We start from the raw sequence: 13726 nt of genomic DNA, 5'->3' as shown, positions 1-13726 counted from the left end.
CTCAGCCAGAGGGAGAATCCCGCCAGCCATCGAGAGGCGTTTTCGCGCTGTATGCGATTGTCTACTTTGATGCAGATCAAAAAAGTATAGTTGTGATATATTTTAAATTGCCAATGATCTGTTGCAGGCCTTTATTTCAGCCTGACGATGCGTCGCGATTAGAATAGCGGAGCGTGGAAGATGGGATCTGATCGCGGCCATGACCTTGGCTGAACCGGCCGGATCGAGGCCTTCGGTCGGCTCATCCAGAAGGAGAGCTGGAGGCTTTCTAAGCAAGGTCCGCACAAGCGCCAGACGCCGGGATTCGCCCCCCGACAGGCCGCTGCCCGCTTCGCCAAGCGCCATGTCCAACCCGCCGTTCCCGGCAAGGACCGGCCAAAGACCCACGGCGTCCAGCAGGGCCTCCATCTCCGTGTCGGTTGCGTCGGGGGCGGCGAGGGCAAGGTTGTCGCGCACCGTGCCGGAAATCAGCGCACTGCGCTGGGGCAGGTAGCCGAGCAGGCCCCTCAGGCGGCTTTCGTCAAGTTTTGCCAGATCATGCCCGGCGATGCGGATCTCGCCCGAAAGGGGCGAGGACACCCCCGAGATCGCGGCGAGCAGGGTGGATTTCCCGCGTCCGGAGCGCCCCGTCAGCGCCACCGTTTCGCCTGCGGCGACGGTCAGGGTCAGGGGGGGCAGCAACGGGATCTGCGACCCCGGCGGCGCAACGGCAAGGGCGCGCAACTCGATCAGGCCCGTGTCGTCCCGGCCAACCGGATCGCCGGGCGCATGGTCCTGAACCGGTTCCTCCAGCAATGGCACCACGCGCGCCGCCGCGTCCCGCATCCGCCCGATCTCGGCCACGCCGCGCTGAAGGGGGGCCAGCACCTCGGTCAGCGCCAGCGCGGCGAAGACGCCGATGGCGGCGGCGGCGGGCGGGATGACATTGGCCAGGGCCAGCAGGCCGCCGATGGCCAGGGTCCCGGCCGCCGCGATCAACCCGGCGGAGGCGACCAGCGTGTCGGCCCATCGGTCGAGCCGCGCAAGGTGGCGTTCGGCGGCCCGGCCCTCGGCCTCGGCGTCGAGCGCCATGCCGTGCGAAGCGGGGAGGGCGCCGGCAAAGGCCAGCCCGGTGCGGCCGCGCAAATGGTCGATGGCCCGGCTGCGGAAGGTTTGCCGCGCGGCTTCGGCCCGTGCGGCGGAGGCGATCCCTGCGCGCCCGGTTACCATCAGCACCGCGGCCCCGCCAAGAGCGAGCGGAAGGGTTACCGTGGCCGCGACCAGCGGCGTCACCAGCCATGCGATCACGGCGAAGGCCAGCGCCAGCGTTACGGCCCCGGCTGCGATCGGGAAGGCGAGGCGGATGGCGATGCCGTCCAGCGCGTCGACATCCGCCGTCAGCCTGTTGAGGGTTTCGGAGCTGCGCAGGCCCGAGAGGGTCAGCGCATCGCGGGCGGACAGGCGCTCCAGCAGGCGCACGCGCAGCCGCGCCAGCGCCCTGAGCGTGGCGTCATGGGTCAGCAGCCGTTCGCCGTAACGCGCCGCCGTGCGCCCCAGCGCGAGGAACCGAACGCCCGCCGAGGGGCGGAAGACGTCGAAGGCGATGCCGATCCCCGCCAGGCCAGCGGCCCCGGCGGCAACGATGAACCACCCCGAGAGGCCAAGCAGCGCGCCGCCCGCCACGAGCACCGCGACCGAGAGCAAGAACCCACGCGAGAGCGAGGCGCGTTCCTCGCGCCAGAGCAGAAGGAATATCCGGAGAAGGGGACTCATGCGGCACTCTCCTGCCGGGCGCGGCCCAGGTCGATCCGTGTTCCCATCGCCGCCGCGAGCGCGGCATCATGCGTCGCGACGATGACCGTGGCCCCCTTGTCCGACAGGGCGCAAAGGGCCTCGGTGATGTCGGCGGCCGTCTCGGCGTCGAGGTCTGCCGTCGGTTCATCGGCGAGGATGACCGGACGCCCCGACAGGGCGGCGCGCGCCAGCATGAGCCGGCGCGCCTCGCCGCCGGACACGCCCGCGCCGCTTTCCCCGAGGGGCGTTTCAAGGCCTTGGGGCAGGCGCGCCACGACATCTTCGGCCGAGGCGAGGGCAAGCCCGCGCGCAATGCTGTCGGCATCGGCCTCGGGCAGGCCGAGGGTCAGCGTGTCGCGCAGCGGGCCGCGCAGGAAATGGGGCGATTGCGGCACCCATGCGATCCGCGCGCGCCAGGCGTCCGCCGTCTCGGGGCCGACCGGCTTTTCCCCGATCAGGACCTGCCCCGCGTCCGGGGCGACCAGTCCGCCGATCAAGGCGATCAGGGTGGATTTGCCGCTGCCCGACGGGCCGGTGAAGGCGACCGAGGCCCCGGGCGCGATGTCGAGATCGGGAAACCGCATCGCGCCGAGGGACAGGCCGCGCAGCCGGATCGGCGTGGCCCCCGGCAGCGGGGTGGCCGCTGCGCCGTCGCCCAGGATCGTGCTGTCGTCGCCCGCCTCGATCCCGGTCAGGTCGCGGGCCACGGCCAGCGCCGCGGCCTTGTCATGCCAGGACGCGGCGAGGTCGCGCAGGGGCTGAAAGAACTCGGGCGCCAGCATCAGAAGAAAGACGCCCTCGGTCAGCGTCAGCGGGGTCGCATACGCGCCGAAACCCAGCTCGCCCAACAGGGCAAAGCCCACATAGACCGCGACCATCGCCACGCCGATGGCCGAGAACAGTTCCAGCACCGTCGAGGAGAGGAAGGCCACGCGCAGTACGGCCATCGTGCGCTCTCGCAGGCTTTCGGCGCGATCTTCGAAATCCTGCAACATGCGCGGGCGCGCATCGAGCAGCCTTATGTCCAGCAGGGCCCCCAACCGTTCCGACAGAAGCGTCGACAGGGTCCCGATCTCGTCCATCTGTTTTTCGCTGGCCTCGCGCGCGGCAAGGCCGACAAGCGCCATGAAAACGGGGATCAGCGGACCGGCCACCAGAAGGATCAGCGCGACCGTCCATGACATGGTCGCCGACAGCGCCAGCAGGACCAGCGGCACGATCGCGGCGCGCATCGCGGCGGGGCGGGCGCGCATGATATAGGGGCGGAGGTGTGGCAGCTTGTCGACCAAGAGCGCGGCGACGGCGGCCGAGTTCGCCCGCCCCTCCGCGCGCGGGGAGAGGCGTTCTTGCGTGGTCAGAAGGGCGGCGCGCTCGGCTGCGAGCACGACATCGGCGGATCGGTCCAGAAGCGCCGATGCCCGCACGGACAGGCCCGTTCGCAGCGCGCCGATCGCAAGAAACGCGGCGGAGGCCCAGAGGATCTGGGCGGTGGTGGCGGTTCCGGTCACCAGCGCCCCGAAGCTAAGGGCAACCAAGGCGGCCATCGCCGGCCAGAGCAGGGCCGCAATCGTGGTCAGTTGGGCCGCACGGCGAATCCGCGCTGCCTCGGGGGCGAGGGCGCGGGTCAACCTTTGCGTGGCGAGGTCGGGTGTGGGTCGTTTCAAAAAGCGCATTTCCGGTTTGGCTTATAATCCCAAGGGCGGGTGAAACGTGATCTGGGTCAATGTCGCATCTTGTTTTTGTATGCGATAGGCTGCCGAATGACCGGAGAGAGGCCCTTATGCGCCTGACGACAAAAACCAACCTTGCCATGCGTGTTTTGATGGCCTGTGCCGTCAATCCGGGGCGTATCCTGCGCAAGCACGACATCGCCCAGGTGGCCAACGCGTCCGAGGCGCATGTGGCCGTGGTTATCAACCAGCTTGGAAAACTCGGTTTCATCCGCACCACGCGCGGTCGGTCCGGCGGTGTGGAGTTGCGCCTCGCGCCGGAAGAAATCTCGGTGGGGCGCGTCTTTCGCCTGCTCGAAAGCGGTGTGCCCTTCGCGGAATGTTTCGACCGTAGCGCCAATACCTGCCCGATCTCGTCCTGCTGTCGTTTGAACGGTGCGCTTTCGGTTGCACTCGAAGCCTTCTACGCGACGCTGGATGGCATGACTCTCGCCGATCTGACCGGCGACAACCCGGCGCTCACCCGCATCCTGGCGCTCGACGAAGTGACCTGACCGAGGGGCTGTCGCAGGGGCGCCGCAGCCGCATCTGTCAGATTCGTATGACAGGGCCGGCAGGGTGCAGGAGGCTTTGATCGCGCACGGCGCGTGTGCCAACAAGGAATATGCGCCGTATACATTAGTGCACTGGCAAAAAACGGAAAACCGGCCTGCGAAATTTGATCTGGCTCAAGGTCCGGGTGTTGCATGGCTGTCAATTAGGGTTGACACGCGCCAGGGGCGGAACGACAGTCGCGGCCCCGTCTGTTCATGGTAAAGGAGCGCAAGGTGACAGAGGCTTTCTTCGGTCTCGATCCGAGGGCATCGCTTGCCATCCACGCTGTGGCCGCAATCGCGACGGTTGCTGCGGTGCTGGGTTTGGCCAAGGTCCTTCGTGCGCCGGGTGTGCCCAAGGATAGCTGGGGCATTTATGAATCCGGCGCCCCGGCCGATGCCGCCGCCAAGGCGCCTGTGCCGACCGCCTATTTCCAGATCGCCGCGTTTTTCGTGATCTTCGATTTCGAGGCGGCCGTCCTGTACACCTGGGCCTTGACCGCTGCCGAGGCCGGGGTGGGCGGGCTGTTGGCCGCTGCGGTTTTCATCGTCGTTCTGCTGGTCGCGCTGGCCTATCTCTGGCTCGATGGGGCGCTTGACGTCGGGGCACGCCCCGCGGGCTCTGCCAAGAAAGGGGGCGCGCGATGACCGAGCAACCCCGCTCCCTGCCGCCCGGCGTCGCCATGGCGCAGGGTCAGCTTTTCGCGCGGCTCGATGATCTGGTCGCGTGGTCCCGCAAGAACAGCTTCTGGCCGTTCAATTTCGGCCTGTCCTGCTGCTACGTGGAAATGGCCACGGCGCTGACGCCGGTCTATGACCAGTCCCGCTTCGGGGCCGAGGTGATCCGCGCGACCCCGCGTCAGGCCGATCTGCTGATCGTGTCGGGTACCGTTTTCACCAAGATGGCGGTGCCGTTGAAACGGCTCTACGAACAGATGCGCGAACCGCGCTGGGTCATCTCGATGGGGGCCTGCGCAAATTCGGGCGGCATGTACGACATTTACTCGGTCGTGCAGGGGGTGGATTCCTTCCTGCCCGTCGATGTCTACATCCCCGGGTGCCCGCCGCGCCCCGAGCAGTTGCTGGATGCGATGATCCTGCTGCAGCAAAAGGCCGGCCAATCTCGCCGTCCGCTCGGCATCACGCTGGGCGAGGCGCCCGCGGCCTTCAACCCGGCCCCGCGCAAGGATCTGCGCCACCATGACCGCGTGTCGATCACCCGCCTCGACGATCCGGAGGCGCCATGACGACCGACACCATGACCAAACCTGCCGAGGGGGTGGACGATCCCGTGGCCGACCTGCGCGCGCGGTTCGGCGACGCGATCCTGGCCGAGCAGCAGACTGTCGATACTTTCCCGATCCTCTGGATCGACCCGGCCCAGTGGGTGGCCGTGCATGACCACCTGCGTCACGGCGTGCCGCAACCCTTCACTCTGATGGCCGAACTATACGGCATCGACGAAACCACGCGCCGACATCGCGCCGGGCAGCCCGCGTCGGGGATCACGCTGGTCAGCCACCTGATCTCGCCCGAGCGCAACGCCGATATCCGCCTGAAATGCGCCTGCGATGCCGAGGCGCCGCGCGCGCCCACGCTGACGCAGGTCTACCCCGGTGCCGATTGGTACGAGCGCGAGGCGTTCGACATGTTCGGCGTCCGTTTCGACGGGCGGGCCAGCCATCGCCGCATCCTGATGCCGCCCGATTGGAAGGGGCATCCGCTGCGCAAGACCCACCATGCCCGCGCGACCGAGGTTGCGCCCTACCGCATGACGCCGGAGAGCTTTGCCGCGACCGAGGCCGCGAACGCGATCGACCCGGCCGAGCTTGGCCTTCCGACCGAACGCGACGGCGTCGAGTTGATGGTGCTGAACTTCGGGCCGCACCACCCCTCGACCCACGGGGTGTTCCGCATCGTGCTCGGCCTCGATGGCGAAGAGATCGTCTGGGCTTACCCCGATATCGGCTATCACCACCGCGGCGCGGAAAAGATGGCCGAGCGCCAGACATGGCATGGCTTCATCCCCTATACCGACCGGATCGATTACCTCGGCGGCGTTATCTCGGAAATGCCCTACCTGCTGGCGGTCGAGAAACTCTGCGGGATCGAGGTTCCGGCGCGGGCGCAATGCATCCGCGTGATGCTGTCCGAGTTTTTCCGCATCACCTCGCACCTGCTGTTCTACGGGACGCTGGCGCAGGATACGGGGGCGATGTCCCCGGTCTTCTACATGTTCGTGGACCGCGAGAAGGCCTACAAGGTCATCCAGACCATCACCGGCGCGCGCATGCACCCCGCGTTCTTCCGCATCGGCGGCGTGGCGATGGATCTGCCCTCGGGCTGGGACGAACTGGTGCGCGAATTCCTCGACTGGATGCCCGCGCGGCTGGACGATTACGAGCGGCAGGCGATGAATTCCGAGCTGTTCCGGATCCGCACGCAGGGCGTCGCCGCCTATGATGTCGAGACCTGCCTGAAATGGTCCGTCACCGGGCCGCATATCCGCGCGGCCGGCCTGCCGTGGGACATGCGCAAGCTGCGCCCATATTCGGGCTACGAGAATTACGAGTTCGACGTGCCGACCCGCACCGAGGGCGATTGCTATGCCCGCACCTGGGTCCGCGCGCAGGAGATGCGCGAAAGCCTCAAGATCATCCGCCAATGCCTCGACTGGATGCCCGAGGGGCCGATCAAGGCCGATCACCCGCTGGCTTTCCCGCCGCCGCGCGCCCAGACGCTGCACGATATCGAGACGCTGATCCACCATTTCACCGGCACCGCCTACGGCACCCGCGTGCCTGTCGGCGAGGCAACCGGGCAGATCGAATCCGCCCGCGGCTTCACCCAGTATTCCATCGTCTCGGACGGGGAGGGGGGCAGCTACCGCACGCGGATCCGCACGCCCAGCTTTGCCAACCTGCAAGCCATCCCCGAGGTCGCGCCCGGCATGACCGTGGCCGATTTCGTCATCTACCTCGCCTCGATCGATCACGTCATGTCGGATGTGGATAAATGAGCCTCTCGAAACATCTCCGCTCCGCCATCACCGAGGCGATGGACCACCATGGCGGCCCGCGCGCCGCGATGCTGGAATCCTTGCGAATGATCCAGCAGGAACATGGCTGGGTGAGCGACGAGCACCTCGAAGAAGCGGCCAACTTGCTTGGCGTCACCACCGCCGAGATCGAGGATGTGGCGACCTTCTACAGCCTGATCTTCCGCCAGCCGGTGGGCGAAAAGGTGATCCTGCTGTGCGATGGCGCGTCCTGCTACCTCAACGGGGCCGAGGATGTGCGCGACGCGGTGATGAAGCGCCTTGGCATAGGGTTCGGCCAGACCACGCCGGACGGGAAATACACGCTGATCAATATCTGCTGCGTCGGGGGTTGCGATCACGCGCCGGCAGGCGTGATCGGGCGCAACCGCAAACTGGTCGGCCCGCTGACGCCCGAAACCATCGACGAGATCCTGGGGGAGGACGCGAAATGAGCGCAGAGCAACCCCTTACGGGACGTGCACGGCCCGACCGCCGCCCCCATACGCTGAAGGAATGGCGCAAGCTGGGCGGCTACGATGCCGTCGAGCGCGGCCTCAAGACGATGACCCCCGAAGAGGTGCTGGACACCGTCGCGGCGGCCAACCTGAACGGGCGCGGCGGCGCGGGCTTTCCGGCGGCGACCAAGTGGCGCTTCATGCCCAAACCGGGCGAGGCGCCGGGCGACGGCCCGTCCTACTTCATCGTCAACGGCGACGAGATGGAACCGGGCGCTTTCAAGGACCGCATCCTTTTGGAGGCCGTGCCGCACCAGTTGATCGAGGGTGCGATCCTGGCGGCTTATGCCACTCATGCGTCCGAGATCATCGTGCTGATCCGCGATGCCTATCGCGACGCCATCGCCAACGTGACCCGCGCCATCGCCGAGGCCGAGAAGGCCGGGTATCTGGGCAAGAACGTGCTCGGCTCGGGCTTTGACGTGAAGATGTGGGTGCACCCCTCGGCGGGGCGCTACATCGTGGGCGAGGAAACCGCGCTGATCGAGGCGCTTGAGGGCAAGCGCGCCGTGCCGCGCAAGCGCCCGCCGTTCCCGGCGCAATCGGGGCTGTGGGGGCGTCCGACGACGGTGAACAACGTCGAAACCGTCTCGTGCGTCTCGCATATCGTGGGCAACGGCGCGCAGTGGTTCCGCGCGCTGTCCCGGACCGAAGAGGGCGGCACCAAGGTGTTCGGCGTCTCGGGCCGTGTGAACAAGCCCCAGATCATCGAAGCGCCGATGGGCACCACCGCCGCCGAGTTGATCGAGCGCGCGGGCGGTGTGTCCGGCACCGGCGTGCTGCGCTGTTTCCAGCCGGGGGGCGGGGCCAGCGGATTTCTGGAACCGGCCGAGGCCGATATCCCGCTCGATTTCGCCCATGTCGCCAAGGCGGGGTCCATGTTCGGCACGGGCACGATGATCGTGCTGGACGAAAGCGCCTGCCCGGTGGGCGTGATCGCGCGGCACATGGCGTTCTACGCGCGCGAAAGCTGTGGCTGGTGCACGCCGTGTCGCGACGGGCTGCCTTGGGTGGCGCAGATCATGGCGCGGCTGGAACGGGGCGAGGGTCGGATGGAGGACCTTCAGGTTCTGCGCGATACGGTCGAGATCGCTGGCCCGCGCGGGCGCACCTTCTGCGATCTGATGGGCGGCGCGATGGCACCGCTCGGGACCGGGTTGGCCCGCTTCGGCGACCTGTTCGAAGCCCATGTGCGCGAGGGCTGCTGCCCGATCGCCCGTGACTACGGGAGGGCCGCCGCATGAGCCGTATCCGCATCATCGTGAATGGCGAAACCCGCGAGGTCGAGGACGGGCAGGACATCCTGTCGGCCTGCACCCACGCGGGCGACGAGATCCCGCATTTCTGCTGGCATGACGCGCTGGGCTCCGTCGGGGCGTGCCGCCTCTGCGCCGTGCGCGTCCATAGCGGCCCCGAAGATGCCGAGGGCAAGATCGAGATGGCCTGCATGACGCCGGTGGCCGACGGCCAGCGCATCGAGGTGGCCGACGCGGAAGCCGAGGAAATGCGCGCCCATGTCATCGAGTGGCTGATGCGCAGCCACCCGCATGATTGTGCCGTCTGCGAAGAGGGCGGGGCCTGTCACCTGCAGGACATGACCGTCGCCACGGGCCACAGGACGCGCCGCTATGACGGGCCCAAGCGCACCCATCGCAACCAGGATCTCGGGCCGCTTCTGACGCACGAGATGAACCGCTGCATCGCCTGCTATCGCTGCGTGCGCTTCTACCGCCATTACGCGGGCGGGCGGGACCTCGACGTGATGGGGGCGCATGACCGCGTCTATTTCGGCCGCTACGAGGACGGCCCGCTGGAAAGCCCCTTCGCCGGCAACCTCGCCGAGGTCTGCCCGACCGGGGTGTTCAACGACAAGGGGTGGTCCAAGGATTACGCCCGCAAATGGGACATGACCGCGACGCCGTCGATCTGTTCGCAATGTTCGGTCGGCTGCAACATCTTCGCGGCGGAGCGCGGCGGGCGTCTGCGCCGCTTGCAGAACCGCTACAACGGCGAGGTCAACGGCCATTTCCTCTGCGACAAGGGCCGGTTCGGCGCGCTGCACCTGCCCGAGGGGGCGCGGCTGAGCGGGCCGCGCGTCCGGGGCCTCGATGTGTCGGTGCAAGAGGCGGTCACCGCGGCCCGTGCCGCATTGGAGCGCGGCGCTGTGGCCATCGGCTCGCCCCGCGCGACGCTGGAGACGAATTTCGCCTTGCGGCAACTGGTTGGGCCGGGCCGGTTCTTTGCCGGTCTCCCCGATCTGGAGGCACAGACCGTCGCCCGTATGGCAGGCCTTCTGGCGCGGCACGGTGCCCCGTCGCTGGCCGAACTGGAACGCTGCGATGCCGCGCTTGTTCTGGGCGAGGACCTGACCGGAACCGCGCCGCGCGCGGCCCTGTCGCTGCGCCAGACCGCGCGCAACGCGTCCGACGCTCTGGCCGCCGAGAAGGGCGTGCCGAAATGGTTGAACAACGCAGCCCAAGTGGCTGGTGAAGGACGGAAAACTCCCATCGCCCTTGTCACCATGTTGCCCGATGCATTGGATGATGTCGCGGCATGGTCCATGCGCCGCGCGCCCGAGGATATCGCGGCGTTCGGTCTAGCCATCGCCGCTGCGATCCGGGGGGAGCGCGCGAATGCCGAGGCCACGGCCATCGCCTCGGCCTTGCAAGCCGCCGAACGGCCCGCGGTTCTTTCGGGCTTCGGCCTTGCCCGGCCCGAGGTTGTCGACGCGGTGGCCGCGATCGCCGAGGCGCTGGGCGAGAAGACCCGCCTGTACCTCTTCCCGCCCGAGGTCAATTCCATGGGGCTTGCCCTCATGCAGGCGCGGGGACTTGAGCGCGCTGTCGAAGCGCTGGAGGCAGGCAAGGCCGAAACCGCGCTGATCGCCGAGGCCGATCTCTTCGAACGTGCCGATAGCCTGCTGGTCGATCGCCTGTTCGAGGCCGCGAAAGAGGTCGTCGTTCTGGACAGCTACGCCACGCGCACGACCGCCCGCGCCGGCATCACGATCCCTTGCGCCGACTGGGCCGAGGCGGCCGGCACCGTGGTCAATCACGAGGGCCGCGCACAACGCCGCTTTGCCGCCTATCCGGGCGCGCCCGCCGCCGCGTGGCGGACCCTTGCCAGCCTGTCCGACACGCTGTCGGGTTGGGCGACCGTCGATGATGTTCTGGCGGAACTTGGACAGGCCCTGCCGCATCTTGCCCCGGCCCGCGATGCAGCACCTAGCGTCACCTTCCGCACGCCGCTGGGCAAGATCGCGCGCGCGAATTGGCGGTTCTCGGGGCGCACGGCCCACGATCAGGCCGGCGGGATCGTACGCGACGCCGAGCGCGCCGATCCCGACAGTGCGCTCGCCTTCTCGATGGAGGGCACGCAAGGGGCGGGGGCGCCGCCGGCGCTCCGGACCGGATATGATGTGCCGGGCCTGCATTCTGCCTCTGCCGCGCCCTACCTGACCGACGCCAATGGCGGCCACTTGCAGGAGGGCGACCCGGGGATTTCCGTCCTTGCCGGGTTCCAAGGCCCTGATGTCGCACCGGCGCTGCCTGCGATGGAGCGTGGGATGCGGCCCGTGCCGCTGCATGATCCTTTCGCGGGTGACGAGGTCGGCCGCCGTGCCGACTACCTCGCCAAGCGCTACCCGCCTGCACAGGTCATGCTGCACCCGGCCGACGCGAAGCGTCTGCACCTGAAGGCAGGTGATCTGGCCACGGTCGATGGCCTGCATGCCGAGGCCGAAATCGTGATCTCCGATGCGATGCCCGAACACCATGTCGGCCTGTCGGCCGGTCGTGTCGCCCCGCGCAGCCTGTCGCGTATCGTCAAGATCGGGAGGCAGGGATGAACGCTGGTCTGACCATCTTGATGTCGCTTGCGCTGATCATGGCGCTGCTGGTTGCCGCGGGCGTGTTCACCTGGGTCGAACGGCGCGGCCTTGGCTTCTTGCAGGAACGCCTTGGCCCGAACCGCGTCGGTCCCTTCGGCTTCCTGCAATGGGTCGCCGACACGGTGAAACTGCTGACGAAGGAAGACGAGGTGCCGCCCGGCGGCGATGCCGTGACCTTCCGCCTGGCCCCCGCGCTTGCCGCGATCCCGGTTCTGGCGGGGTTTGCCGTGGTGAGTTTTGGCCCCGACCTGACCCTTTCCGCGCTCGATATGGGGGTGATCTTCGTCCTCGCGATGCTGGCGCTGACGGTCTACGCGATGGTGCTGGGCGCCTGGGCGTCGCACAACCGCTACGCGCTACTGGGCGGGCTGCGGGCGGCGGCGCAGATGCTGTCCTACGAAGCCTTCTTCGGCCTGTCGCTGATGGGCGTCGTAATGATCTCCGGCTCGTTGAACCTGGGCCAGATCGTCGAGGCGCAAAGCGGCCTGTGGTTCATCGTCACGCAACCGCTCGGCTTCGCACTCTTCATGCTTGCGGGCATTGCCGCGGCGCACCGCCTGCCCTTCGACTTGCAGGAATCCGAGCAGGACCTCGTCGCGGGGTTCATGACCGAGTATTCGGGGATGAGTTTCGCGCTGTTCTTCCTGGGTGAATACCTGGCCATCATCCTTGTCTCGGCACTGGCCGTGACGCTGTTCTTCGGCGGGTGGCTTGGGCCGATCCTGCCGGGGCCGGTCTGGTTCGGCCTCAAGGTGGGTGCGCTGGCGCTTGCCTTCATCTGGATCCGCGCGATCCTGCCGCGTCCGCGCTACGACCAGCTGGTGGCCTTTGCGTGGAAATGGGCGCTGCCGCTGGCCCTGCTGAACCTGCTTCTGACCGGCGCCATCGTGGTCCTTGCCGGGGCCGGGGGAGGTGCCGCATGAAGGGGATTCTCGACTCCATCGGGCGCGTGGGACTGAAGCTTTTCACCAAGAAATACACGCAGCAATATCCCGAGGAAAAACCCGATCTGCCCGCCCGCTACCGCGCGCGGATCGTGCTGACCCGTGACCCCGACGGGCAGGAACGTTGCGTGGCCTGCAACCTCTGTGCCGTGGCCTGCCCGGTCGATTGCATCGACGTGCAGAAGGGCGAAACCGAGGATGGCCGCTGGTATCCCGAAACCTTCCGCATCAATTTCGCGCGCTGCATCTTCTGCGGCTATTGCGAAGAGGCCTGCCCGACACAGGCCATTCAGCTGACCCCGGATTTCGAGACCGCCGACTACACCCGCGCGGGCCTGATCCATGACAAGGCGGATCTGCTGATCGCGGGGCAGGGCAAGCAGGAAGGGTATCGCTACTGGTCGGTGGCGGGCAAGGCCATCGACGGCAAGGACAAGGGCGAGGCCGAGAATGAGGCCGCGCCCGTCAACCTGAAGGATCTCACACCATGAGCTGGGGACTTGCCATCTGGGCTGCGACCGTGGCCTTCGGCGCCGCCATCCTCGCGGTCACCCGCCCCTCGGCGGTGCATGCGCTGCTGTTGCTGCTGGCTTCCCTCATCTCGCTGGGCGTCGGCTTTTTCGCCATGGCGGCCAATTTCGCCGGCGCGATCCAACTCCTGATCTACGCCGGCGCCGTGGTGGCCGTGTTCGTTTTCGTGGTCATGACCATCGACGCGGGCGATGAGGCGATGGCGGCGGAACGCGAATTGCTGCGCCATGCCTGGCGCTGGCCCGCGCTGATCGTCAGCCTCTCGGTGGTTCCCGTCATCTTCGGCATCGGCGGCGGCGCCATGGGCGAGGGGGATCCCGCGCCCGCGCTGGCAAGCGACCTCGGCCTGTTGATGTTCGGCGATTGGAGCGCCGTGACCGAGCTGATCACCCTTCTTCTGATCGCAGGGATGCTGGGCGTGCGCCACCTGGGCCGCAAGCTGGGTCCGCGCCTGCAGGAAAGGAACCCGGAATGACTGCGCTCAATATCCTTCTGGTTCTGTCCGCGGGCCTGTTCCTGGCGGGTCTGTTCGGGGTGGCCGCGCGCCGCACGATCCTGATGCAGCTGATCTCGCTCGAGGTCATGCTGGCCGGTCCCGCCTTGGGCTTCATCGCGGCGGGGGCGCATCACGGCTCGATCGAGGGGAGTGCCATGTTCATCCTCGTCCTTGGTCTGGCTGCCGCCGAGGTGGCGCTGGGCCTTGCCATCTATCTTCACATGCGGCGCGCCACCGGTGGCGACAGCGATGCCGCGACACGGCTGAGGGGATAA

The 13726-nt window shown here is 67.6% G+C and carries 13 protein-coding genes; 11 read left to right on the top strand and 2 right to left on the bottom strand.

All coding sequences use genetic code 11. The annotated features are described in order from the left end of the window. Positions 1–102: 102 nt before the first annotated feature. Positions 103–1752: a thiol reductant ABC exporter subunit CydC gene (gene cydC / locus ABD923_RS06950; protein ID WP_259549951.1), complete on the bottom strand. Its 1650-nt coding sequence runs from the start codon at positions 1750–1752 to the stop codon at positions 103–105. Then, positions 1749–3401 carry a thiol reductant ABC exporter subunit CydD gene (gene cydD / locus ABD923_RS06945; protein WP_345229444.1) on the bottom strand — a complete coding sequence of 551 codons (1653 nt, stop codon included), beginning with the start codon at positions 3399–3401 and terminating at the stop codon, positions 1749–1751. Before cydD ends, cydC begins: the two co-directional genes overlap by 4 nt. Before the next feature lie 95 nt (positions 3402–3496). On the opposite strand from cydD, the gene ABD923_RS06940 reads away from it, so the two are divergent. The 11 genes from ABD923_RS06940 to nuoK all read left to right on the top strand — a co-directional run bounded on the left by ABD923_RS06940 (position 3497) and on the right by nuoK (position 13726). Further along, on the top strand, positions 3497–3997 hold the full coding sequence (locus ABD923_RS06940; protein WP_345229443.1) for an RrF2 family transcriptional regulator: 501 nt from the start codon (positions 3497–3499) through the stop codon (positions 3995–3997). 273 nt (positions 3998–4270) lie between these two features. Next, positions 4271–4684 carry an NADH-quinone oxidoreductase subunit A gene (locus ABD923_RS06935; protein WP_259549948.1) on the top strand — a complete coding sequence of 138 codons (414 nt, stop codon included), beginning with the start codon at positions 4271–4273 and terminating at the stop codon, positions 4682–4684. After that, on the top strand, positions 4681–5283 hold the full coding sequence (locus tag ABD923_RS06930; protein WP_222191418.1) for an NADH-quinone oxidoreductase subunit B: 603 nt from the start codon (positions 4681–4683) through the stop codon (positions 5281–5283). Before ABD923_RS06935 ends, ABD923_RS06930 begins: the two co-directional genes overlap by 4 nt. Then, on the top strand, positions 5280–7055 hold the full coding sequence (gene nuoC / locus ABD923_RS06925) for an NADH-quinone oxidoreductase subunit C/D (RefSeq protein ID WP_259549947.1): 1776 nt from the start codon (positions 5280–5282) through the stop codon (positions 7053–7055). Before ABD923_RS06930 ends, nuoC begins: the two co-directional genes overlap by 4 nt. Then, positions 7052–7528: an NADH-quinone oxidoreductase subunit NuoE gene (gene nuoE / locus ABD923_RS06920; protein ID WP_259549946.1), complete on the top strand. Its 477-nt coding sequence runs from the start codon at positions 7052–7054 to the stop codon at positions 7526–7528. The genes nuoC and nuoE overlap by 4 nt, the downstream gene beginning before the upstream one ends. Further along, positions 7525–8835 (top strand): complex I 51 kDa subunit family protein, encoded by a 1311-nt coding sequence (locus ABD923_RS06915; protein ID WP_259549945.1) that lies wholly within the window; start codon positions 7525–7527, stop codon positions 8833–8835. Before nuoE ends, ABD923_RS06915 begins: the two co-directional genes overlap by 4 nt. Then, positions 8832–11438, top strand: coding sequence for an NADH-quinone oxidoreductase subunit NuoG (gene nuoG / locus ABD923_RS06910; protein WP_259549944.1), 2607 nt, complete (start codon positions 8832–8834; stop codon positions 11436–11438). The genes ABD923_RS06915 and nuoG overlap by 4 nt, the downstream gene beginning before the upstream one ends. Continuing rightward, positions 11435–12403 carry an NADH-quinone oxidoreductase subunit NuoH gene (gene nuoH, locus ABD923_RS06905; protein ID WP_259549943.1) on the top strand — a complete coding sequence of 323 codons (969 nt, stop codon included), beginning with the start codon at positions 11435–11437 and terminating at the stop codon, positions 12401–12403. Before nuoG ends, nuoH begins: the two co-directional genes overlap by 4 nt. Continuing rightward, positions 12400–12915: an NADH-quinone oxidoreductase subunit NuoI gene (gene nuoI / locus ABD923_RS06900; RefSeq protein WP_222191423.1), complete on the top strand. Its 516-nt coding sequence runs from the start codon at positions 12400–12402 to the stop codon at positions 12913–12915. The genes nuoH and nuoI overlap by 4 nt, the downstream gene beginning before the upstream one ends. Next, entirely contained in the window at positions 12912–13430 is a 519-nt protein-coding gene (locus ABD923_RS06895; RefSeq protein ID WP_259549942.1) for an NADH-quinone oxidoreductase subunit J family protein, read from the top strand. The genes nuoI and ABD923_RS06895 overlap by 4 nt, the downstream gene beginning before the upstream one ends. Next, on the top strand, positions 13427–13726 hold the full coding sequence (nuoK, locus tag ABD923_RS06890) for an NADH-quinone oxidoreductase subunit NuoK (RefSeq protein WP_259549941.1): 300 nt from the start codon (positions 13427–13429) through the stop codon (positions 13724–13726). The genes ABD923_RS06895 and nuoK overlap by 4 nt, the downstream gene beginning before the upstream one ends.

This window comes from [Roseibacterium] beibuensis, assembly GCF_039542305.1.
In the GTDB taxonomy this organism is placed as follows: domain Bacteria; phylum Pseudomonadota; class Alphaproteobacteria; order Rhodobacterales; family Rhodobacteraceae; genus Roseibacterium; species Roseibacterium beibuensis.
This window is presented reverse-complemented; position numbering and strand designations above follow the sequence as displayed.